General features: G+C 69.7%; 4 protein-coding genes. All 4 read right to left on the reverse strand.

The genetic code is table 11. The features are described from left to right. On the reverse strand, window positions 1-22,279 hold a 22,279-nt coding region (locus AB0H50_RS33685), incomplete at its 3' end, for a hypothetical protein (RefSeq protein WP_357460812.1). Window positions 22,280-22,298: 19 nt separating this feature from the next. Next, window positions 22,299-22,811, reverse strand: a complete 513-nt coding sequence (locus tag AB0H50_RS33690) for a YbaB/EbfC family nucleoid-associated protein (RefSeq protein WP_357460815.1) — start codon at window positions 22,809-22,811, stop codon at window positions 22,299-22,301. Window positions 22,812-22,871: 60 nt separating this feature from the next. Continuing rightward, a complete protein-coding gene (locus AB0H50_RS33695; protein ID WP_357460818.1) occupies window positions 22,872-23,192 on the reverse strand; it encodes a hypothetical protein in 321 nt (106 codons plus the stop codon). 535 nt (window positions 23,193-23,727) lie between these two features. Continuing rightward, window positions 23,728-25,275 (reverse strand): phosphatase PAP2 family protein, encoded by a 1,548-nt coding sequence (locus AB0H50_RS33700; protein WP_357460821.1) that lies wholly within the window; start codon window positions 25,273-25,275, stop codon window positions 23,728-23,730. Window positions 25,276-25,369: the final 94 nt, after the last annotated feature.

Below are 25,369 nucleotides of genomic sequence, written 5' to 3' on the forward strand. Positions count from 1 at the left end.
GCGCGTCGGCGCGCTGCTGCGGGTCGGCGGCGCGGTAGCGGGCCGTGGCCGCCTCGACCTCCGCGCGGGCCGCGTCGCGCTGGGCGACCGCGGCGCCACGCTCGCCGAGCAGGCGCGCGATCTCCAGCGGTCGCCGCGCCTGCCGATCCAGTTCCGCGAGACGCTCGTCGAGCGCGGCGAGCATGTCGAGATCGGCAGCCCGCCCGCGTACCTCGGCGCGCAGTTCGGCCTGCACCTTCGCCAGTTGCTTCGGGGTGAGCCGTTCCTTCTGGTCGATCTTGCCGTCACGGTAGATCTCGTAGACCTTCTCGAAGCGTTTGGCCTTGGCCGTCTTCTCCTCGTCGGTGTCGGTCGGCTGGATCTGATCGGGCACGTCGACCCCGACGGTCCTGGTGAAATCCGGGTTCGGCGTCGGCCGCGGATCGGGCGCGGAGTTGTTCGCGCCGAGCATGCCGAATCCGTCGAGCACCCGGGCGCCGCGCAACGCCTCGGCCAGCGATTCGAGATCGCCGACCATGTCGAGCAGATGCGCGACGGCCTTGTCGTGCACCGGGAATTCGACATCGGCCAGGCGCGGATCCACCGCGTCCGCACCGCGCGACACCGGATCGAACGGGTCGAGCCGGTTGATGGTGCGGTAGTACTCGGCGAGGGCATCGATCAGGTTCTCGCGCTCCGCAGGCTTGCGCGCGAGCTTGGCGATCGCCTTGTTCAGCCGCTTCGGATCGGTGCCGGTGCGGTCGGGGCGGTATTTCTTCTCGTCGTTCTTGTAGTTGCGCGGGAAGAGGTCCCGGGGGAAGCGGCCGCGCCGGCTGCCCACCCCGAGCCGCTGGGCGAGCCGGTCCCGCGCGGCGTCGACCACATCGGAATCGATGCCACGCATGAGCTTCGCGTAGGCGACGAGATCCTCGACGGCCTGGTGCCTGCGGGCCGAGCCGATCTTGTCCAACACGAAGGCCTGGGCGAGCCGCTCGGGCGTCAAGTGGCCTGGTTCGAGATTCAGCCGGTCGGCCAGCTGGGCGCGGGCGTCGCCGATGGTGTGGAAGTCGTCGATGTCCCATGCGGTCCGGCCGTAGTCGATGAGCGCTTCGATCTGGCTGGCCCTGATCTTGTTCTCCGCGCGGATCTGATCCATCCGGTCGGACAGCGCCTGCGGGTTGTCGAGATCGGACTCAGGGACACCCAGGCGAAGCGCGAGCTCCTTACGCGCGGCCTCGATTTCGGCGCGAGACAGCCCGTCCAGATCGGGCTGCGGCCGCGTACTCGCCCCGTCGATCGTCGGCGCCGCCTCGACGACCGGTCGCCACCGGCCGTCCTCGTCGCGCAGGAAGGTCATGTCCAGACTGCGGCCGTCGACCAGCTCATCGACGTGACGCACCCGCATGGGCTCGCTGTCACTGACGCGAATGGTGCCGTCGGGCGCGATCTCGGCCACCCGGAACACGACGTCGACCTGACCGTCGTTCACGACCTCGGCGATGTTCGGGTGCGCGCGCAGCGCCGAGGCGAGCACGTGGGCGTGATCGAGGTGACCGTCGACCACCATCAACCGGATCGGCCCGCCGTCGACGCCGGGGAGCAGCCCGATGCCGTCGGTATCCGGAACGAGGAAGCCGCCGTCGGAGACGATCGACGAGCGCAGGGCCAGGTCGGTGACGAGGCGGGTGAGTTCGTCGGCATTGCCGTCGGCGCGCACGAATTCGTTTGCCAGTTCGGCGAATCGGGCGATGTCGGCGGTGCGCGCCTGCACAGTGGCGAGTGCGTCGGCGAGCGCGCCGCGCGGATGCGCGTCGAGATACTGGAGATCGACCTGCAACAGCTGGGCCCAGACAGCGCGCTCGTCCTTGATCTGATCGCGGCGCAGCGCGTTCAGGAAGTAGCCGGGCTTGCCCTGGTCGATGCCGGGCTGGTCGGTGTAACTGAGGTCGCCCCAGTCGCGACCGGGTTCGCCGCCGTTGTTGACACCCTGCCAGTCCAGCATCGTCGTCGGCCGGTCGTCGGCGTGCACGATCTCGCGCAGGAAGCGCGTCATCGGGTCGTTGTCGAAGAAGCTGACCTCTTGGCTGAACGGGATGTGCCGGTTCTCCGAGTCGTAGCGCACGGCGGACTCGGCGAGCCCGGCGAGCGCACCGATCCGCCTGGCCTGCTGATACTGCAGGACCCGCACCGCGTGCATGGCGGCCTCGCCGTCCAAGCCGGGATCGAGGCGAAGGCCCATGTCGCGGGCGGCGGCAACGAGCCGGTTCGCCAGTTCGCGGCGCTGATCGGCGGCCCCGGCCAGCTCGTTCAACAGGTCGGCGAAGGCGCCGGTGGCTTCGGCGCCCGCGGTGGGAAGCTGCGGCTCTGGCTGCGGAAGCTCGTTGCGAACCTGCGGCGACTCGGGCGAATTCGCCTGCTGCGCCGCGTCGTCGCGCCGCCGCATCTCGTCGATGTCGACGCCGTGTTCCTTGCGCACCGCCTCCGGACTGGCATCGTCGACCCAGGGCCGGTATTCGGTGCCGTCCATATCGCGGATCGGCTGGAATTCGGCGGCGCGGTCGGGAACACGACTGGTCAGGCGGTTCAGGATCGGTATCAGCTCGCGGCTCTTCCACATGGTCGCGCCCTCTTTGAGAATGCGCGCCGGGTTGAACTTGAGCTGGAGGACCTCGCCGTGCCCGGAGTCCTTCGTGAGCGGCAGACCCGCCGAGTATCCGAGCACCGAGAGCCCGGCGCCGTCCAGGCTGGAACCGGACGGATACTTCGGGTTGTAGCCCTGGAAGCCATCGCGGTAGGCGGTGTTCGCGAGGAACTTCGACTTGGGCTTGTCGATCGAGCCGGGCGGCTTCTGCGCCGCGTGCGGAGTCTCGACCTCCTTCGGGTTCGTCGCCTGCGGCGCGGTCTCCGATTCCTGCTCGGGCGAATTCTCCTGGCGCAGTACCGGATTCCAGGCTCCCGCGCCATTGTCGGTCAGATCCAGGTGGAAGGTCAGACCCTCGAACTCGAACAGATGCTCGCGGTGCGCCACCGGACGCGGCGCGGGACGCCCCTCGTTCGGCTCATCGGGCAACGGCGCGGGGGTGGGCGGCTGGTTCGGCGGCTTCCCCTGCCCACCATCGGCATTCGGGTCCATCGGGAACTCGGGCGCTTCGTAGCTCGCGGGTCCACCGCGCTCGGGCCTGCCGTCGGGCCCGAGCCGGATGTCGTCGGCCTCGACGCCGTCCCGATCGGCCCGGCTCATCGCCGATTCGACCTCGGCGCTCGCCTTGCGACCGAACGGCAGCCGGCTCTTCATGCGGCCGAACATGCCCTTGGGCGGCGAGGTCTCGCCGAGATCGGCGGTTCCGTCGGTGAGCTTCTTGGCGATCCTTTCCGCCAACCGGTCCGGATCGGTATCGGTCATGCCCTGGAAATACCGGGCCAGCACGTCGGACGCGCGGCCGTTCCGGGTGGGCGGCGGCACGCGCCAGCCACCTTGGCCGTCGTTCTCCAGGTAGATCCGCACCCGCACGGGGCCGAACGTCAGCTTCTTGCTGCGGAACCGCGGACTCGGTAGCGCATCGACCTGTGTCTGCGGCGGCTGCGGAATCTGGCGGGTGTGCAAGCGGTAGGCCACCGCGGCGGGATCGGTCTCGGGAAGGCGCGGATTGTTCTGCGCCGCACGGAATCCGATCTCCACCAGGTTGGGCCGGAGGTCGTAGGGCGTCCAAACCCTGCGGTTGTCCGCCCGCAGTGCGAACCGGGATTCCAGCTGGAGGTAGAACGCGTCGTCGCCCAACCGGAGGAACCAGTCGCCGAATCCCTCGTCGATCCTGCCGTCGGCCCGGAACGCCAGATACTCCGAGAGCATCGAGGCGACGGCGTCGTCCACGGAGGGGCTGCGGAAGGGACCCTCGGCCACGTCGGAGAAAAGCTCGGTTACCGACGGCACGTCGGGACCCGGCGCGACCTTCAGGTACCGAACTCGGTGCCCGTCCCACAGGGCGTTCCGCAGCGACGGATGTTCCAGTCCCACCGTGCGCAGCGCGTCGAGGTGCCCGCCGTCGAGCGCGATCACCAGCAGCTCGGGCGTGTTCGATTCCCGCTGGAACCGCAGCACGTTCGGGCTCAGCTGCTCACCATCGGGGCGCGAACGCAGTTCGTCCTCGACGGCGCGCCGTACCAGATCGTCGGCGTTGGCCTGAGCGATCGGGCTCGGACCCACATCCGACTCGACCTCAGCGCCGGACTCGACGATCGGACTCGAATCCGCACCCGACTCGACCTCAGCGCCGGACTCGACGATCGGACTCGAATCCGCACCCGACTCGACCTCAGCGCCGGACTCGACGATCGGACTCGAATCCGCACCCGACTCGACCTCAGCGCCGGACTCGGCGATCGGACTCGAATCCGCACCCGACCGGACGTCAGGGTCGGTGTCGGACCTGAAAGCGGGCGATCCCCAATGCAGTCTGCCCCGTTCGCTGGGATCGCCCGAGCGAGCGAGGTCGAAGGTGACCTCGGCGTGCTCCGCGCCCACCTGGTCGACGTATTTGCGGACCGCGGCGAGCCCGGCCTCCTCGGCGACCCGCGCGGGCGGGCGGGCCTCGGGATTGCGCGACCGCCTGCGCTCGGCTTTGCGATACGCCTTGTCATAGGCCTCGATGTAGGCGGTTTCGGCCGCGTCACGCGGAATGAACCGGCCGTCGGCCCGCATCTCCGGGAACCGCCGGATCTCGTCGGCGAGGGTGCGGCTGAGCCGGTCCCGTGCCTCCGGGCTGTCCGGATCGGGCGTAGGCACACCTTCTTCGGCGGAGGCGACATCGGCGTCAAGACCGTGGGCGCGATCCCACTCCGCCCCGGCGTACTGGCTCGGAGACAAACCGTCGATGCGGCCGCCCAGCGCGTCGAGATTCGCACGGACCGCCCGCAACCCGGCACGGTATGCGGACGCCCAGAGCATGTCGTAGCTGATCGCGTCGTTCTTGTAGAGGATCGGCGCGGTGATCTTCCCCGCGGCCGAGTACGCCTCGAGGAAAGCCCATTCCAGATCGTCTTCGACCAACCGCCCGCCCTTGCTCGGCTGCTTCGTACCCGCGCGGTAAGGCCGCACGAAGTCGTCGCTATCTCCGAAGCGGCGATAGTTGTACTCCATCGCGTACGCTTCGGCCAGTCGGTCCAAGGTCGCGGCGATGTACTCGTCGCGATGCATCGTCAGCCGTTCCTGTCGCGCGTCGACACCGAGCGCGCGATGTTCGGCCGCGACCGCCGCGCGGATCAGAGCACCGACCTGCGAGTCCTGCGAATCGCTGACCTGGATCACCGCGGTGTTCGTGAGCGGCTCGTAACCGAGTGACGATCGTGCGTCGTCGTCGGCATCCGGGCGACGAACCGAAAGAGCTGGATCGTCGGTCGATCGAATGCCCACACCGTGCCGCACCAGTGTCCGGTGGACCCAGGGCCCGATTCGATCTACCCGGCTGACAAGCTTTTCGACGAGCGAATCGTGGCGGCTGCGCGTCAACTGATCGAGGCCGGATACGGTCGCGTCGCCGGAATCGGATGAGGTGCTGAGTCGGTGCGCGTCGACCGCCGCCTCGGGAGAATCCGCGTTCTCGGGCCGCACGAACACCGAACCCGAGTCGTCGACTTGGATGCTCGGGCGGCGCGCCGTCGTGCCATCGGCGGTCTCCGGCCGCGGTCGATCGCGGCCGACCGCATCGGCGATCTCGCCCTCGAGCCGTGCCAGCTCACCGTCCAACCGCGCATGCCACCGCGCCAGGTCGACCAGCACGGCTTCGGCGAATTCGCCGTCGTCGAGACCGGGCCGTCGGCTCGCGACGCGGCGCAATTCGGCGATGATCGCTTCCCGATCGGACCCGAGATGGACGCTGTCCGAAATCTGCAAACTCCGCCGAAGCCGCCCGGCGGCACGATCGAAATCGAACCGAATCCGCGCCTGTTCCCGCCGGATGTCCGCGTGCTCGCGGATCAGGCCCTCGACCTGACGCGCCGTGTCCGGAGTGGACGGCACGTATTCGTCCACACCATCCGGAATGACGTTGTGTTGCAGGTCATCCCATGCACGACCGGCGCTGTCCCGGATACTCGTGCCGCCGGGGGTGAAGTCCGGCGAGTCGAACAGATCGGTCGCCAGCAGTTTCGCGATGCCCGCCTCGCGACCGATCTGACGCAACTGCGCCTCGTTCAGGCTGTTGCCGCCGCGCCGGGCCGCGTCGATGGCGGCATCGTGCGCGGCCAGGTATTGCTGCTCCAGCGCCGTCCGATAGTTGCGGGCAGGCAACGACTCGGACGAATCTGCTTCAGGGGCACCTAAATCCTGATGGAAGAGGGCCTGCCTGCCGAGTGCGTCCGCCTCGGCGCGCAGCCGAGCCTCGATATAGGCCTCGCGGTCCATTGCCCGGACACGCGACGGCATCACCTCGAGCCGGCCCGCACGCACCGCATCCGCCAACGCGGCCGCCCGCACCACCGCGGCCGCCTGCGCCTGCTGACCACGATCGCGCGCACCGACGACGATATCCATCGTCAGCCCATCGACGGCATCGATACTGCCAGGCTCGCTACCGTCGAAACGCACGCCCGCGTGCATTTCCGTCAGCAGTTCGATTGCCGCACGGCCGGTTTCGCTCCCAGCGAGCACATCCCATACCTCGGCGAACCCGCGATCCGGCGACCCGACGAGCCACCGGTTCAGCCCGTCGGGTGCGGGGCGCGTGGCGACCGAAACCGAGGGCGGAGCATCGGCGGAGCTCGCGCTGTCCGGCACGGATGCGTTGTCGTCTCTCTCGGGCGACAGTGGGCAGTCGGTGTCGCGGCCGAGCGCGTCCTCCGGCAGCGTGCCGTCGCCGATTTCGGCGGTGCCGTCGATGAGCCTCTGAGCGATCCTTTCCGCCAACCGATCCGGATCCGAGTCGGTCATGCCGTGAAAGTACCTGGCCAGCACGTCGGATGAGGTGCCTCGCTGAGCCGGCAGCGGCACCCGCCAGCCACCCTTGCCATCGTTTTCCAGATAGATGTTCATCCGCACCGGGCCGGCTTTCACCTGCCTGTTGACGAACTGCGGGCTCGGCAACGGCTCGTGCGCCGTGTGGTCCGGCTGCGGAATCTGCCGTGTGTGCAGGCGATAGGTCACCGCGGCGGGGTCTGTCTCCGGCAGCCGCGGATTGTTCTGCGCCGCACGGAATCCCACCTCGACCAGATTGGATTGGAGGTCGACCGGTTTCGATACCCAGCGATTCTCCATCCGGAACGCCAAACGGGGCTCGTTCCGGTGCAAGAACGCTTCCTCGCCCAGCCGGGCGATCCAGGCGTCGAATCCCTCCGTGATCCTGCCTTCGGCCCGGAATCGCAGATACTCCGACAGCAGTGCGGCTACGGCGTTGGGCAGGGAGGGGCGACGGCGCGGACCCTCGGCCGTGTCGCGGGAGAGCTCAACCGTGGACGGGTTGCCATCGGGCCCCGGCGCGACTTCCAGGTATCGAACATGATGCCCGTCCCACAGGGCGTCGCGCAGTGCCGGGTGGTCGCGGCCCACCCGGTCCAGCGCAGCGAGGTGCTCGCCCTTCGGCGCGATCACCAGCAGCTCGGACGTGCTCGATTCCGACCGGAACCGCAGCACGTTCGGGCTCAACTGCTCACCGCCGGGACGCGCAGCCAGCTCGTCGTCGATGACACGGCGCACCAGGTCCTCGGCTACCGGTTCCGCCTGCTGCGCTGAATCCACTTCGGGCACATCGGCAGTGGAGTCGATACGCGGCGAGCCCCAGTACAGACCGCCCTGTTCGGTCAGGTCTGCCGACCGGATGACGTCCATAGCGATCTCGGCGCGCTGGGCACCCACCTTCTCCACGTACTTGCGGACGGCGGCGAGACCGGCCTCCGCGGCGGCCGTCTGCGGCGAAGGCGCCTGGGGATCGCTCGCGAGGGCGCGCTCGGCCTTGCGATGCGCCTCGTCGTAGGCCTCCGTGTACGCGGTCTCGGCCGGGCCGTACGGAATGTAGCGGCCCTCGGTCCGTTTGTCCTGGAAGCCCCGGATCTCGTCGACGTAGCGGCGCGCCTGCCGGTCGAGCGCCTGCGGGCTGTCGTCGGCGACCGGAGCGCGCTCCGCTTCGCCCTCGGGCGCGAGATCGGGTCGCAGTCCACGGGCCCGGTCCCACTCCGCCCCGGCGTATTCGGCGGGAGTAAGCCCGTCGATGCGCAATCCGGATGCCTCGATGGCCGCGCGGACGGCCCGCAGACCCGCGCGGTACGCGGCGGCGTACCGCATGGCCTGGCCCACCGCGCTGTTCTTGCCGTAGATCTGCTCGGCGATCTTCCTCGCCTCGGTGAAGGCGTCGAGAAACGCCAGTTCCAGCGGATCATCGACGTACCGCCCGCCCTTACGGCGCCTCGGATCGGAGTAATAGTCCGATTCGCCGGCGTTGTCGGCGGCGATCCGCTGGTACTGGAAGTCCATCGCGTACGCGGCGGCCATGCGGTCCAGCTCGGCGGCGATGTAGTCGTCTCGGTGCAGCGACAACCGCTCCGGCGCCCGATCCGTGACGCGGGCATGCGATTCGGCCGCGACCGCGGCGCGCACCAGCGCCGAGACCTGAGTCCGCGAGCCATCGTAGTACTGGAGGACAACGGTATTCGTCGCACGATCGTAGATCGGCACCGGTCCGATCCCCTCCGACCGCGCGATCACCGCGGCGGGATCATCGGTGTAGCGGATCTGCACGCCGTGCCGGGCCAGAGCGGCCGCCGCCCACTCGCCGATCTGCCTGGCGCCGTGCGTCAGATCCGAGAACAGCGTTTCGTTGCGCGGGGCGGCGAGGTCCTGCAGCCGGCCCGTCGTGGCGGCATCGGCGTCGACCGGTGCGCTGCGCTGTCCGGCGTCGGCCTCCTCCGGCAAGCTCGAGTCCGCCCGGCGCACGAACACCGAACCCGAATCGTCGAGACGAACCAGTGGACGCCCGGTGCCGCCGTCCTCGGTCGACCGCGGCAGATCGCGACCGACGGCGTCGGCGATCTCGGCCTCGAGCCGGGCCCGCTCCCCGTCCAATCGGGCATGCCATTGGGACAGCTCGGTGAGCAACGCGGTGCCGATGGTGCCGTCGCCGATCACCGCCCGCTTCTGTCTGATGTTCCGCAGTTCCGCGATGATCGAGGCGTGATCGGATCCCAGGTCGACGTCGTCGGGAATCCGCATCAGGTCACGGCGTACCGCGACGATCTGATCGAAGGCGAACTGGACACGCTCCTGCGCTCGCCGGACGTCCGCGTGCTCGCGGATCAGCCCCTCGACGCGGCGCGCCGCCTCCGGCCCCGACGGCACGTATTCGTCCGTCCCGTCCGGAACGACGTTGCGCTGCACGGCATCCCACTCGCCACCGGCGACGTCGCGGAAACTCGTCCCGCTGTCGGTGAGGAACGGCGAGTCGAACAGGTCGGTAGCCAACAGCGCGGCGATGCCCGCCTCGCGACCGATCTCCCGCAGCCACTCCGGGTTCGGATCAGCACCGGACCGCCCGGCGTCGTCGATGGCGGCATCGTGCGCGGCCAGATACTCGCGCTCGAGCGCCGTCCGATAGTGGCGGTCGAGCAGTGATTCCGACGGGCCGACTTCGGGCGTGCCGAAATCCCGGTGGAACAGGGCCTGCCTGCCGAACGCGTCCGCCTCGGCGCGCAGCCGGGCGGCGACGTAGGCGTCGCGGTCCATCGCCCGGATACGCGAAGGCGTGACCTCGATCCGGCCGGTGCGCACCGCGTCCGCCAACGCCGCCGCCCGCACCACCGCCGCGGCCTGTGCCTGCTGACCGCGATCGTGCGCACCGACGACGATGTCCATCATCGCCCCGTCGAAGGTGTCGGCACTGGCCGGCCGTCCGCCGCCGAAACGCACGCCCGCTCGCATTTCCGCGAGCAGATCGATGGCGGCACGCCCTGTTTCGCTGCTGCCGAGCACCTCCCAGACCTCGGCGTACCGACGATCCGGAACCGCGGCATGCCACGAACTCAACCCATCGGGCTCGGGGTGGGCGACCACGGAGACCGACGGAGCAGCGTCGACTGCCTCGGCAGCGGGGTCGTCGGCCTCGGAGTCGATGGGGTTCACGCTGTCCGCGACGGGCTCGTTGCCGAGCGCCTCGGGGATCTGGCTCGGGTCCGGGCGTCCCCAGTACGCGCCGTCGAACTCGTCGGCGCGGGTGGCCCGCACGACATCGATGATCCACTCGGCGCCGTCGATCCCCACCTTGTCCACATGACGGCGGACCGCGAGCTCTGCTGCCTCCCTTGCGGCCAACGCCGGTGGCCGCGACGACTTCTTGCGTTCCACTGCCCGCACTGCCTTGCCGTGCGCGCGGTCATAGGCATCGGAGTACGTCTCTTCGAGCGCGCTGCGGGGTATGGCGGATCCCTCGCCGTCGGCACGCAGTACGCGCACCTGCTCCAGCTCCGACACCAGGGACCGGATCCGCCTGTCCAGCGAGGCCGGTGCGCCGAGATCGGCGACCGGCCCGGTCTCGCCCGGGGTGATGCCGTGCGCACGATCCCACTGGTCGGCGAGTCGCTGGGTGAAATTCCGGCCGTCGACTTCGGGAACCAGCGCGTCGAGATTGTCGCGGACCGCCCGGACAGCGGCGCGGTAGGCGGCGGCGCGGAGCAGCTCCGGTGTCGCCGCGGGGTCCTTGCGGTACACCCTGGAGAGGGCATCGGCAGCCCCCCAGAATGCCCGGTCGTAGGCCTTCGCCAACGAGCCCGCCATGGAACCGATGCCGACGTCGGCGAACTGGCTGTTCGCCGAGAATCCGAGCGCCGCGGCATCGGCGACGTGATCCAGCATCAGATCGATGTACTCCGAGCGCGACGCCCCGAGCTCCGGCAACCGCGAGATGGCCGGGCCGGAACGCAACTCGGCCAGGCGAGCGGCACGAATCAGGGCGACGGCCCGCTGGCGCGGGGTGTCGCCGTCGCGCAGGACGACGGTGTTCGTCGCCGGGTCGTAGGTCTCCTCCAGCCCGACCTCCACGTGGTCCCGGCTGGCGCGATACGAACGCGGTTCGGAGGTGTAGAGCACCCGCACACCGAGCCGCCGCAGCGTCTTGGCAGCCCATCGCCCGATGTCGTGGCGGTGATCACCGAGAAACTCGGCGACCCGATCCGAGGCCTTCGCCGCCAGATCCGCCAACTCCGTTCGCGCGGAGCCGTCTTCGGTACGAACAACGGGCGCGGCGGAATCGGAAGGTCGCGGCGGCAGCTGCACATCGGTGCGGTCGCCACTGTCGCTGCCGAGGAACACGACGCCGTCGGCGGCGACGTGGAGCGTGATGGGCTCAACATCGCCGAGATCGCGCCGTACCGCCGAGGCGAGATCGTCGCCGAGCGCGCGGAGCCGCTCGGTCAATTCGCCATGGCGTGCGGTCAATTCGGCGAGTACCGCCACACTGGTGCCCGCACCGAGCTTGCGCGGACCATCGGGTCCTTGCAGCTCGGCCGACACGGCCTGCCGGTCGAGCGTGTCCGCGTCGCCGCGCAGCCGCGAGACGTCGGTCAAGCGGGCTGCCACGCGATCCCAATCCGCCTCGACCCGGGCGAGTTCGCGCTCGACGGCCGCGCGCTTGCGCCCGATCTCCTCCGTCGCCCGCGCCGCGCCGGGAGTGGTCGGCGCGTATTCGCGCAACCCGTCCGGTGCGGCGATGCGGTGCTGCGCGTCCCAGAACTCCCCTGCGTCCCGCCGGTGGGCGCGTCCGGGTCCGGAACCGTCCGGTGCATCGAATTCACGGCTCGCCAGCAATGCGTCGGCGCCCGCCTGCCGTGCTCGTTCGAGCAGGGCGGCGTCGATCTCCGAATCGGGTTGCCGTGCGGCGATTTCGGCATCGAAGGCGGTCAGATAGGTTGCCTCGAGGCGTTGCCGCGCGGCCTGGTCGGCGAGCGGGTTCGCGGCGGTGTCGTAACCGGCCAGCTCGAGTTCGCGATGGAACTCGGCCTGCCTTCCGAGCGCCAGCGCCTCCGCGCGCACCCACGTGGCAATGTAGTCGGCCCGAGCTTGGGCGCGAATCCGCGAGGGCGTGACCTCGAGCAGACCGGTCCGCACGGCGTCGGCGAGCACCGCGGCGCGCACGATCGCCGCGGCCTGCGCGGGATGGCTGCGTTCCCGCGTCCCGATCGACACGTCCATCGTCCTGCCGTCGAACGCGTCGACGGATCCGCTCACGTCGTAGCGCACCGCTGCGCCGAGGTCGCGCAGCAGTGCCGCCGCTTCGCGACCGACCGCACCGAACTCGAGCACCCGCTGGACATCGTTCGCGACAGCCGGACGCGGGTGCAGCGTCCACGAATCCCCCAGTGCCCGGGCGATATCGACGGGCTGATCGGCGTCGTGACGGAATTCCGGGCTGCCCGCGGGCGGTGTGCGATCGTTGTCGTCCGCATCGGCGGCGAGCTCACCGTGCGCTTCGCGCCACGCCCGCTCGTAGAACTCGGCGTTGGTCAGGTCCGAGCCCGCGGGGCGGTGCGCGGCGACGTGCGGGCGCAGCGCGTCGAAACCGGCCTGGTTCGCGATGCGGTCCAATTCGTTTGCGGGACCGCCGATCTCGTTCTCGGCTTCCTCGCGCGCCGCGCGGTAGGCATCGAGGTAGATGTGATCGATGTCGGTGAGTTCCACCGCGCCCCGCAGCTGCACGGCCGCGACGATCTCCCATATGCGGGCGGAGGTCTCCTCGTCGATCTTGCGGTCGACGTAGTCCTGACGCTCCGAAACCATCCGGTCGCGCGCGTCGACGGCGGCGTCGTGTCTGCCCGCGAACTCGGCGTGGATCGCGGCGTTCACGATGGCGCGCATGTGGTCGCCGTCGGTGGCGCCCGCGTCGATGGCCAGCACCCGCCGCGACGGGAAGTACTGCGCCGGACCGCCGGAGGTGTGCTCGATGGTGACACCGTGGCGGCGCAGCGTGTCCAGCGCCCACTGCCCGACCGGGCTGTTCGACAGCGCCGTCGTGATCGGGACGAGGCGCTGCCTGGTCGCCTCGCCGGCCAGATCGGATTCCGCGACGACCCGATCGGAGGACTCGAATACCCGCGGATCGATCGCGTCGGCCTCGCGTGCTCGCACCTGGCCGAACTCATCGACGGTGAGCGAGAGATGCTCGAATTCGACCGGGTCGCTGCGCAGGAGCGCGCGCACTCGCGGGTCGGCCTCCGCGGCATCGCGCAGGGCCTGGTGCTGGAAGGACTCACCGGCGATGACGATCCGGTTCGGCCTGCCGGGAACGTAGACGTAGTGGTCGCCGAGCGGACTCGCGTCCGGGGCGTAGGTGGCGAGTACCTCGCGCGCGGCCAGCGCGGACAGCCGGTCGGCCGCCCGATCGAATGCCATCTGCGCGTTCTCGCGCCGCACCGTCAGATCGGTCAGCGACAGCAGGTCGTACGCGGTACGGCGCAGGTGCGCCAATCGCTCGGGAGTGACTGCCGGATCGGCCATTTCGTCGCGAATCGGACGGAGACGATCGGTGATCTCCCGGTACAACGACTCGGCGTCGAGGTGCGCCGCGATGCCGTATTCGCGCGCCCTGCTGTTGAGTTCGTCGGTGATGTCGACCAGATCGCGGCGCGCGCGGCCGCGGTCGATCGCACCGGCCCGCAAGTCCGCGGCAGCCTGCGGCGCCGGGTCGGGCGCGACCTGCGCGTCGTAGAACCCGGCGTGATCGGTGCGGACGCGGTCCCATTCGGCCGCGTAGTACTCGGCGTAGTTCCTGCCGTTCGGCCAGACGTGCGTCCTGATCTCATCGATCAACGCTTCGGCCGCCCGCTCGTGCGCCCGGCGCACGGCGTCGGCGTCGCGTGATCGCGTTGTGTCGCTGCCGGATTCGAGCGCGGCGTCGTAGGCGGCGTCGTAGACGTCCTCGAGGTAGTGCCGGTCGGCGAAGTACGCACCGAGCTGTTCGTCGGCGCGGAACTCGCGAGCGAGCTGGATCCAGCGCGCGACCGCCGCGGCCTCTTCGGCGACCATCGTGCGGATGAACGTCGCTCGGTCCATACCGAGGTGGCCGGATTCGCCGCGTAGATATCGCTCGGCGTGCACCGACTCGTGCGCCAACGACAATGCCTGGCGCACATGGTCATTGGTGCCGGTGTACACGGTAGCCGTCAACGAGTCGCCAGCGAACCCGCCACTGCGCCCGTCCGCGGCCGCCCGCTCGTACCGTACCCGAACCGACGAATCGTCCAGCACCCGCAGCACATCCGCGCCGGTCTCCGTCCCGCCCAGCAGAGCCCGCACCTGATCGGACTGCGCATCGAGCGAACGGCCGACGCGCACCGGAGAATCCGCCGTCGGCAGATACCCGGCGCCCTCGCCCCTGATCGGATGCACGGGGTTGCCCTGCGCGTCGAAGACGATGGCGTGGGTGCTGCGCAGCTCCCGCGGGACCGACGGCGGGAAGCCACGCTCCTCCCCCGTACCGGGGTCACGGACGAGCAAGCCGTCGGGCCCAGGCCCGAGCGTGTAGGCGTGCGCACCGACCCCGAATTCGTCCAGCGGACCGGCATACTCGTCGATGACCAGCGCCCAGCCGCCCTCGGGGATCGCTCGCCGGATCGCGTCGTGATCGGCGTAATCCCGCAGCTGACCGCCCGCGGCCTCCTGTACCTGCGCACGCGACATTCCGTCGAGCCCGACCGCACGGTCGGCCAGCTCGATGACGGTGCTCCCGGTCAGGCGCTTGATCAGCCGGAGCGCGAGCTCGGCACAGCGGCCGCGGTTCGCCTCGGAAGTGTGGGGTGCGACATCCACGGAGCGCTCGACGGACCTCGCGTCCCGGTCGCCGTCGGACACGCGCTGCGAGTCGTCATCGGCATGGTCGACCCACACCGCATCATCGACGTGCTGATGAATCTCGGCTTCGGGAAGGCCGACGTTGGCCGTTCCGTCGTCCACCACGCCGTACGCGTCGTTCCAGCTCTTGGTGTAGAGGCCGACGTAGTCGACGCCCCCGCTGCCGGGCGTGGCGAGGTGCGGCCGGATGCCTGCGGCAGCGAGGTCGATCGCAGGGTCCCGCATGGGGTCGGGCCGCCGCCGCGCCAACAACTCGGCCAACGAATTCTTGGCACGGCTGACCATCCCGGGGCGTGCGGCGTCGCTCGCGCTCTCGTGGTCGACCGCGGGAACGACGTGGCCGAGGGCCCGCAACTGCTTGACGAACTCCACCTCGAGCGCGTGCGCCCGGCTCTCCTCACGCAACATCGCGTCCACGTAGTCGTCACGATGCAGGTTCAGCGGGTGCGGCGCCACACCCTCCTCGGAATCGCGCAGGTGCGCGGCGGCGTGCACCCAATCGATGGCCTGACGCACCTCCGAGGTCCCGTAACCGAGAACGAGCGTCCTGCGCTCCGGGTAGTAGCGGGGCTCGACGCCCGGTTCGTGCAGGATGCGAATGCCGCGGCTGCGCAGCAGGTTCTGGGCCCAAGCGCCGATCTCGCTGCTCGTCAGGAGACGCTCGACCCGCGCGATCCGATCGGCCGACGCCTCGCCGGCGGTATCGCCAGGCATTCCCGCCGGCACGGCGGCGGGTTCGGTCCTGAGACGCTCGTCGAACGCGTCGAGGACGACGTCGGGTGCCTCGTCGGGGCGAATCGGGCTGACCTCGATGTCCGCATTCGGGTCCGGCATCGAGGTCTGGACCAATCGAAGATCGAGGTCGGGATCACGCAGCGCGGATTCGAGTTCCGGGTGGCGAGCCAATGCCTCGGCGAGCGCATCGGAATGTCTGGCAGCGTGGATGCGTCTGGGTGCGACTACCACGACAGTGGGTGGCTGCCCGTTCACCAGCGCGACATGCGAGGTGATCGTTACCGCCTCGGCGAATCCGGCCTCCTCGAGTTCGGACGCGAGCACATCCCTCGCGACAGCGGCATTCGCGGCCGATCCGGCACGCTCGAGCAGTTCTTGCTGCAGGCTGTACTGCCCCTCGAGATCGGACAGCAGCCGAAGCTTCAGGCCGCGCTCGAGCAGTTCGGCCCGCTGACGCTCCGCCGTCGCATCGGGCAGCATGTCGCGGCCGACCTCGGCCGGATCGACACCGAGCCGATCGGCCAGCTCGGCGAGTGCCTGATCGTTCTCCGCCTGCAGTCGCCGCAGCATTTCCGGGTCTCGGGCATCGACGCCGACACTGCCTCCGAGCTCGGCGATCCGGTCCGACAACTCCAGCCGACGCCGCTCGGCGACAATCCGCCGCGTGGCGTTCTCGGAGACCTCCGCCTCCGCTTCGAGCGAGCGCCACAGGTGAACATCGGGATCCGACACCACGGCGGCATCCCACCTGGCGCGGAATTGCTTCGTGTAGTTGTTGCCCTCCGGATCCTCATAGGTGCCGATGTACTCCGCGATGGCGGCCGCGGCCGCATCTCGCGCGCGAACCTTGATCTCCTCCTCGGTGAAACGCGAGCTGGTGTGCGACATCCGCGCGACCCGTGCGTCGTATACCTCGAGGTATCGCCGAGCGGTCTCGGGTACGAGATCGTCGATCTGGTAGCCGAGGTTCTTCAACTCGCGAGCGAACTCGTATGCTCGGCCCTCGGCGAGAGCTTCCTCGCGGACCTTCTGCGCGACGAATTCGTCCCGGCCGAGCAACATGATCCGATTCGACCGACCGCTGTTCTCACCCTCCAGCGCCATCTGCGCGTGGACAGCCTCGTGCACCAGCGTCATCGCTTGGACGACGAGATCGCGTTCACTGGAATTGATGTGTGTGGTGACGTGCGACGGCCGATAGAAGCCGTGCGTCGCAGAGTCCGACAGCCGCGCGAAATCGATCTCGACCCCACCGTCGTTCAGGACGGCGAGGACGTCGCGGCCCACCTCGGTCAGCTCGAGCAGCGCGAAGACCCGGTCGGAGTGCTCGCCGAGCGAAAGACCGATGCGCATCGGCAGATCCACGGCCGGCGCCCCGCCGGAACCATCCGCGTCGATGGGATGGACCGGGACGCCGCTCTCGTCGAACAGGATCACGTGGGTCGAGGCGATATCGGACGGCAGGTTCGGCGGGTAGCCCTCGACCGTGCCCGCGCCCGCGTCGTAGACGACGACCGCATCGCCCTCTCGCCTGAGCACATAGGCATGGGCGCCGACACCGTGCTCGTCGACCGGACGGGAGTATGCGTCGACCACCAAAGCCGAAGAGCCCTCCGGCATGTCGAGCAGCATCCGCTCGATCTCGTCGTGATCGGCCACCGGACGCAACTGCCCGCCCGCCGCGTCCTGCAGCTCCGCCGCGGTCATGCCGTCCAGCCCGACCGCCCCCGAAGGAACCTGGATCACCGAGCTGCCGGTCAACGTCTTGATCAACCGCAGCGCCAGTTCCGCGCAGCGACCGCGGTTGCGCTCGGCCACCGAACGCGATGCCGACTCCGGCGGGCGCGGGGCCTCGGGATCCGCGTCATCGCGCCGTGGCGGCGCTTCGGTCAGCTGGGCGACGGTGGCGGCGAAGTCACGGGCCTCCGCCCGGAGCCGCGCCAGCGTATTCGCGGTACCGCGGTCGGTCGCGAGATCGGTGGCGGAGACCTCGAGGGCACCAGCCCAGCGGGCGACCTCCGCGGCGCTGAGGTCGATGTCGTCGGTCGTCGGTGACTGGATCGCGGAGGCGAGCGCTTCGATCGCGCCCGCACGCAACAGTATTCGATACCGCTGCTCGGCGATCGCTTCCTCGAGCCGGGCCCGCAGCGGCGGATCGAGGGGAACGTTCAGCTGCCGGAGCAGCCATGCCTGCGTCAGTTCGGGCGACAACCGTTGCGGGACAAGGATATCCGGCGAAATGGCGGAGAAATCCTGGCGTGTTCCCGTGTCCGGATCCACCTGCGGCGGCGCCGTGATCCGCGTCGCCAGATCCGCCAGTGTTCGCAACGGGTTCGAGGTACTCGACAACGAATCGCCCAGTCCGAGACCGCGAGACAGGTCATCGACATGGGTGCGCTCGGCGTCGGTCAGCGGGTTCGGATCCTGCCGCTCGGGCGTCTGCGATTCGTCGAGGTAGCGCAGCACCGCGGCCATCGGGTCGGCCGGATCGCCCGTGCCCGCCCGCGGCGGCATCTGCCGGTCGAGATCGTCGTTCTGCGCGCCGCTTCCGGCCGCGAGCCCGTGCCTGCCCTCATCGCCGAGCGGGCGTGTGGCGATGCCGTTCTTGTTGTAGAAGATGCCCCAGGTGGCCTTGGCGTCGGGGACATTGTTCGGGTCGAACTCGAACGGATCCGTACTCCGCAGCGGGTCGTACACCATCACCTTGTCGGTGTCGGCGTCGTAGTACATGGTGAACGCGTGCGCGCCCGGTTCGCTCGTGGGGACGCGTCCTCGCTGCTGATTGATGACGATCACCGCGGACTTGCCTCGCATGTACCGCAGCGCGTCGGCGATCATGTGCTGACCCGAGCGCCTGCGCCCGACCCCCAGCAGGTTCAACGCGGCGAAGCGTCCGCGGCTCCACACCGGAGTCAGCTGGGCACCGGCGTGCCGCTCGATATCGCGCCAGTCCATGCCCTCCTGGCCGACGCTGTCCGGCTCAGGAACGGTGATGTCGGGGTTGCCGGTGACCTCGGCCGCCTTCCACAGCGCTTGCGGCCCACAGCCATTCTGGGCCACCTCGGGGCGCGGCGAATTCGGTTGCGACGGATCGACATCCGGCAGATATGGCGCTGTGCCCGCCCGGTCGGCCTCGATATCGGACACCCGGTACATGGTGTCGACCGGGACCCCACGCGGCGGCCTCGATCCCTCGGCTTCCGGCGCGTTCCAGTGGTGGTGGAGCCCGTTGGTCTCATGGGGAACGAACACCCGCACGTCGTCGCCGAAACGATTCGACGGCAGAATCGGATCGCCCGGGATACCGGTCAGGACAACATCGCCCACCAGCCCCGACAACCGGCCCTTCTTGCCCGCGGCCGCGGTGACGTCGACGCCGTAGCCGTCGGCGACGATCCTGATGGACGGCTTGTTCCCCGACGCCGCCCTGGTCGCGTCGAGGATCGCGATATCGCGCCGCAGCAGGCCCGCCGCTTGATTCGCCCGCGAGGTGACCAGCGCGCCAAGCCGACCCGGCGCCCGGTAACCGATCCAGGCGATGGACGCCAGCGACTCACCTGAACGCAGGCGGCCCGCGGCCGCGGCATGCCGGGCGGCAGTTGTCTGCAGCACCTCATTGATGTCCGCCACGGTGCCGTTGCGGCCCGCCACATGCACAGAAAGCTGCGTCGCCGTATCCGGATTGCCGAACGCGACCAGTGCCCTGCCCCTGCCACCGAAGGCGGTCGAATCGTAGGAGAGCACGCGCACGGGCGGGTTCTGGTCGATCTCTGCGGCCCGCAGCTGCGCCTGCCGCAGGCCCGAGACCGTGCGCCTCAGGTTTCGCAGTTGCTGACGTTCCTGGCGGGTCAGGCTGTCGCGCGAGCTGAGATCCGCGATGTCCCTGGCGATCTGCAACCGGTTGGCGGTGTCGGCGGAATGGAAGTCGATGCCGGGCGCCCTGCCGATCACGTCGGGGTGCGCACGGATGATGACCGCCCGCTCGGCGTCGGTCAGGCCCTCCCACCGCTGGGCGTTCTTGCTCGCGTGCGCCCCGGCAGCCTCGTCGGTGGCGGGATCGGCATCGGAATCGCCGAGCAGCAGATCCTGCGCGCGCAGACCGGGTTCCAGCCGGTTCAGGATGGCGGCAGCCTCGTCGATCTCCGCCGTCGTCGCCTCGCTGCTGTCTTCCGGGAGTACACGGCGGGGGTCGGTGTTGTTGGTGTCGGAGTCCGAGTCGGAGTCCGGGGCGGCCGCGGCGTCGGGATCGAGATCCGGGTCGGGGGTGGGGCCTCCGTCCGGGTCCGCAGTCGTGTCGGCGTCCGCCGCATCGTTCGTCGAGTCGCCTTCGTTGGTCGGGCGGGAGGCGCTCGGAGCGGGTTCAGGTCGGCCGGTCGGGGCGGGCGGCGGCGGGGTCAGGACGAGACCGGCAGCGGCGGCCGGATCCACCGCGGCAAGATCGTCCTGATCAGCGGACTCGTCCGTATCCCGGTGTCCGGCAGGCGTATTCGTGTCGCCATCGGACGCCGAATCCGGCGAAGCGAGGTCGTCGGGTTGCACCTGGACCTGCTGCTGATCGGCGTCGGAATCGGAATCGGCCTGCGATCGGGCCTGCGGCGCTTCGGAATCCGCGACCTGCGCCTGCAGCGCACCGGCCCCGTCCGCGGGTCCGCCCGCGAGGCCGCCCGCGCGTGCTGAACCGGTGCCCGTCGCCGACGCGCGCTCGCCGGTGGTCCGATCGGCAGGCACAGGGCGGGTAGTACCGTCCGGCGCAACGGCACCGCTGTGCGCGCCGGGCCTGACGGGGCTGGACGAAGAGGTGGCACCGGACTGCTGCGCCGGTGCGGCGGAGGAGGAGGTGGGCGACGAGGACAGCGGCGACGCCGCACCCGGGGCCACATTCGTGGCCGTCGGCGCGGCGCCCACGGGCGTCGCGCCGGGAACCGCCGCACCGGCCGCCGCCGGTGCGGCGGGCAGGCTCGTCCCGACCGGTCCGGCATTCACGCCGGGCGTCTGCGCGGCGGGCGAGACGCCGTCGGCAGCGGCGCCGTTCGACGCGGGTCCGGATGCGCGTGGTCCCGAATCGGTGGCACCGGACGAGGAAGTCTCCGGCGCGGAGCTGTCGGTTGCTCCGGGGCGGCCCGAAGGCGAATTAGACTCCGGTGCAGACGAATCCGACGAGGCAGGGGCGGAGCTGTCGGCGGGCGCCGCGGAGTCCCCTGCCACCCGCGCGGAGTCGCCGCCCGCTTGCGCGGAATCACCGCCGGCGTGGGCGGAGTCGGTGTTCGCCTGCGCCGAATCACCGGTCTGCACAGGTGAATTCGCGCCGGAGCTGCCGTTCTGCGTGGCGGCCTCGGACGACGTATCGCCCTCGGCGGCATCGGAATTCGAGTTGCCTTGCGCGGCGGGTGCCCCGGCACTCGGCTGGTTCGCCGCCGAGTCGCCACCGGTCTCGCTCGATGCCCCCGCGCCGGAGTCGGAAGTGCCCGCGTTTCCGGCGAATTGGCCGGTATCGGCCGTCGCCGACGGAGGCGCGGAAGCGGGTGTGGTGCTGGGAGATCCGGGACCGTTGGCATTCGCCCCCGTACCGTTGGCTCCCCCGCTGTCGGCCCCGTTGGCGTTCGACGCACCGTTGCCTGCACCGGTACCGCCTGCGCTCGAATCACCACTGCCGGTCCCGGCACCGTTGGTGCTCGAATCACCGGCGACATCGGGCGCGGGAACGGGCGACGTGCCGTCGGAGCCGGGCAGGGTGCCGACCCGGACGGGCTCCTGGTTGAAGTTCATCGGCCCGTTGTGCTGGGTCTGGCCTCTCGCCCCGTGTACACCGCTCGGCAGAGCACCAGAAATGCCGCCACCCACGAACGAACGCGGATCCCAGTTCCCCGTCGCCCACGCGGCGACGAATGCGCCCGCCAGGCCGGCTCCCGTACCGACGATCGCCCCACCGGTGAACCCACGCCAGCCGCGACTGTTCATCAAACCGGGCGCGATCCGATTCATCGCCCGGTTCAATCCGAAACCCGCGCCACCACCGGCGCCACCGGCCAGCGCGGAGACCCAGGCGTTCTCCCAGATCGCCGCCCCGTCCCAGCCCTGGCTGTTCAGACCCTCCGCGATGACGATGCCCTGCACCGCCACCTCTTGCGCGGTGCCCTGGAAGACCTCGACGATCGCTTCCTGGACGATCTCGTAGACGAGCTTCGTCACCACCTGCTTCGCCGCATCCGACAGGAAGGTCCTGGCGAGCATGGCGGCGATCCGGCCCTCCAGCCATCGGGCCATGACTTGAAACGCGGCTCGCGTCGCCGCGATCGCCCCGGCCTGGACACCCCCCGCCGCCGGGCCCGCGAAGATGGACAGGGCCAGCTCGGCCGCCAACCAACCCAGCGAGAAGATCGCATTCAAATGATTCGCATGAACCGCACCCGCGAAATCATCGACCGAAACCGCCAGATCGTTGAACGAGTTGCCCATCAACTCGATCGAACCGTGCTGGGGCGTCCCACCTTTGGGTGTGTCGTCGTGAATCACCGCGCGCAGCGACTCGGTGATCTTCTGCCCGCCATCACCCTGCGGATACGCGTTGACGACCGCCGCGGCGGCGACATCCGCCTCCGCTATCGCCTCGTTGAGGATCTCATCGGCGATCTCCCGCAGCACCTCGGAGACCTTGACCACATCGTCGGGATCGATGCGTGTGATCTCCGAGCCCGCCACCCATTCGAGCCAAGCGAGCTCCGGCGGAATCGCCCAATATCCCATCGACAGGCCAGTTCACACGTCACCAGGCTTGACCGGTGACGCTCTCCCTGGAATTCCCACGACCATCGTGGTGATAGCTCTCGACGTCGGTGAACGTCAGCGCCTCGTCGTCCGAGCGTTCCGACGATCTGGGAGGCGCCAAGGAAACGGGCGGCTCCAGGGGAATCTCGGTCTCGAGGTCCGGCAGTCCCTCGATCATGTCGGACAATTTCGGCAGCCGGGAACGCTCGTCGAGCAGCGGGGCGACCAGCGTCTTGCTCGTGGCGAACACCTCTTCGGCCGCCTGCTGCGCCAACCGGGTGACGGCCTTGGCGATCTGGTCGTAGCTCATTTCCTCGACGCGGTCGGAGAACTTGGTCTCGATGACAACGCCGTTGGCGTTCACCGTCACCGATACCGCGCGATCACGTGTGGTCGCCGTCGCGGTCAGCTTGACCCGCTCCCGCTGCACTTGCGCGATATCCCGCATACGGCTGCGGAAGTCCTCCATCAGCCCGGCGATCTCCCCCTCCATACGCCCAGAGGTCGTCATTGCACCCACTCCGAAATCCATGGCGGCGCAATATCAGCCGCCGACCAGAACTGCCGCTGCTCAGACCCGCTCGATCATCTGCCGAGCGGCATCCTCGTTCCGCTCGGCGGTGACCGCCGCCTCGTACTGGCCCTTCGACAGGTTCGCCCAGGACTCCGCCATGGTGCTGGTGCCCTTCACCGCGCCCTCCAGCCGTTCCGTCAGGCCGGGGCTGCCGTTGCCCTTGACGTATTGGCTGCCGAAGTTGTCGCTGCCGATCACGGACAGCAAGGTGTTCAGCTGGTCCTGAACCCGACCGGAGATGCTCTCCAACCGAGCACGCACCTTGTCGGTCTCGTACCCCGCGGATTTCAGCTTCTCGGAGTATTGCTCAGTCGTCATCTCTACCCCCGGATATGGGCCCACCACTCGTCACGATTCGAACTCCTCCGACGATGGCAGTCCATAGCAACTCGTCAGTAGCCTTTACGTGAACTTAAGACAGCGTGGGAGTAACGCCCAGATGTGTTGGCGCGCAAGGATCGATAGCCCAGCTCACCGCCTGATGACCTGGCGCACAATCGAGTTGGCACACGCCCGAACACTCGCCTGCTCACTGTTCATATCCCGTTCACGGAGACCGGAAATATCCTGGCAAACCCGCCTGGGGACACGGCGGCTACGGACGCACGACCGCATACGACGGAGCCGTCGGCACCTCGTCGAGCAGTTCGGCCGTCTGTTCTCCGTGGCCTGCTCCGGGCCGCTCGACGGCAGAAAGCTCAAACAGGCTCGCGCCCAGGCGAATGCGTCCTGTTCGGTGCCCGCCACGTGGTGGATGACGCCGTTACGGACTTGCACGTGCCGGAACGGCGAGCGACCCGGCAGTCCGGAGAGCTCGCAGCGCCGACACCGCGGCGATTGTCGCCGGTGCGAATCACGCTCCCCAGCGGAACGGTCTGCGGTGGTGCGGGCGCGGGCGCTCCGCCCAGCGGGGGTTGTCCTCGTCGCGGCGGTACACCGCGACCTGACCGGCCACCGAAAAGCGCAGCCTGCGCGCCTCGCCGAGCACTTCGCCGTCGGCCGCGACCGCTTCCGGCTCGCGCACCTGCACGATCAGCTCGGGCACCTGGAGTTCGTTGTAGACCTTGCTGCGGCCGATGGCGGCCAGCAGCAGGGCGAGCACCGCCCTGCTGCGGGAGAACCGCAGATCGGCGCGCAGCCAGCGCACGTCGAGCAGGCCGTCGTCGAGGCGAGCGCGGAACGCGGGCACCGCGCCGCGCGGATGGTAGGCGCCGTTGCCGATGAACAAGAACCACACGTCGTGCCAGGTCTCGTTCAGCCGGATCCGGACCGGCTGCGAGCGGCGCAGCACCACCACGAGGGCGGCGGCGAACGCGGGCCACTTGCCCCACCGCGATTGCCATTTCTCGCGCAGCCGCACCAGATCCGGGTAGGCGCCGAGGCTGGCGGTGTTGATCAGATAGTGGGTGCGCGGGCCGTCGTCGGTCTCCAGTTCCACGCTCGCGATGTCGACCGAGACCGCCTCCCCCGCACCGGTGGCGTCGACGACCTCGCGCAGGTCGTAGACGCCCAAGTCGCGGGCGAAATGGTTCAGGGTGCCGGTGGGGACGACGACCAGCGGCAGGTCGTGCCGCAGCGCCACGGCCGCCGCCGCGGCGATCGTTCCGTCACCGCCCGCCGCGCCGACCGCCGCCGCCCGCTCGGTGCGCGCCGCCAAGACCTCCTCCAGCTGCTCGACGCAGTCGCGGCCCGGCTCGGTGCGCAGCACGGTCGCCGCGGGCAGTGCCGCGGCGATGTCGTCGGTGGGATCGTAGGCGGGGTCGCCCGAGACCGGATTCACCAGCACTACAAGCCCTTTGCCCTCGACGAGCAGCGGCACCTCGCGCACCGCGGTGGCCGCCGCCTCGTCGGACTCGCGCACCGGCCACCAGCGGCGCGACGCCATCGCCACCCCGGCGCCGACGGCCGCGCCGACGACCACGTCCGAGCCCCAGTGCACACCGGTGTGGATCCGGGAGTAGGCGACCGTGGCGGCCAGCGGCGCCACCACCACCGCGGTGCGCGGACTCTCCAGCGCGACGGCCGTGGCGAACGCGACAGCGCTCGCACTGTGCCCGGACGGGAACGAGGAGGAGGTCGGCACCCGGATCAGCCGCCGAGCAGGCGGCAGCAGCTGGGCCGCGGGCCTGCGACGGGCGATCAGCGACTTGAGCACGACGTTGACGGTGAAGCTCGCCCCGGCCACCGACACCACGCCGCGCAGCGCGGCCCGGCGCGTCGCGCCTTCGCGGGTGGCGAGCGCCGCCGCGACGACCGTCCACAGCAGTCCGCGATCCGCCGCCCTGGTCAACCGCACCATGCCCCGGTCCACCGCCGTCACCGGAATCCGCGCCACCGCACCGGTAACCACGTGATCCACCTGCTGCACCCGGCGAAACGTCCGGCCCAACCACGCACTCACCCCGTCGAAAGTACAGCGCCCGCAACCACACCACGCGCGGCGCTCCATCGAGCGCCAAACGAGCGCCACTCGGCCGGCCGCACAGGTTGTCGAG

Source organism: Nocardia sp. NPDC050793 (assembly GCF_040654065.1).
Lineage (GTDB): Bacteria > Actinomycetota > Actinomycetes > Mycobacteriales > Mycobacteriaceae > Nocardia.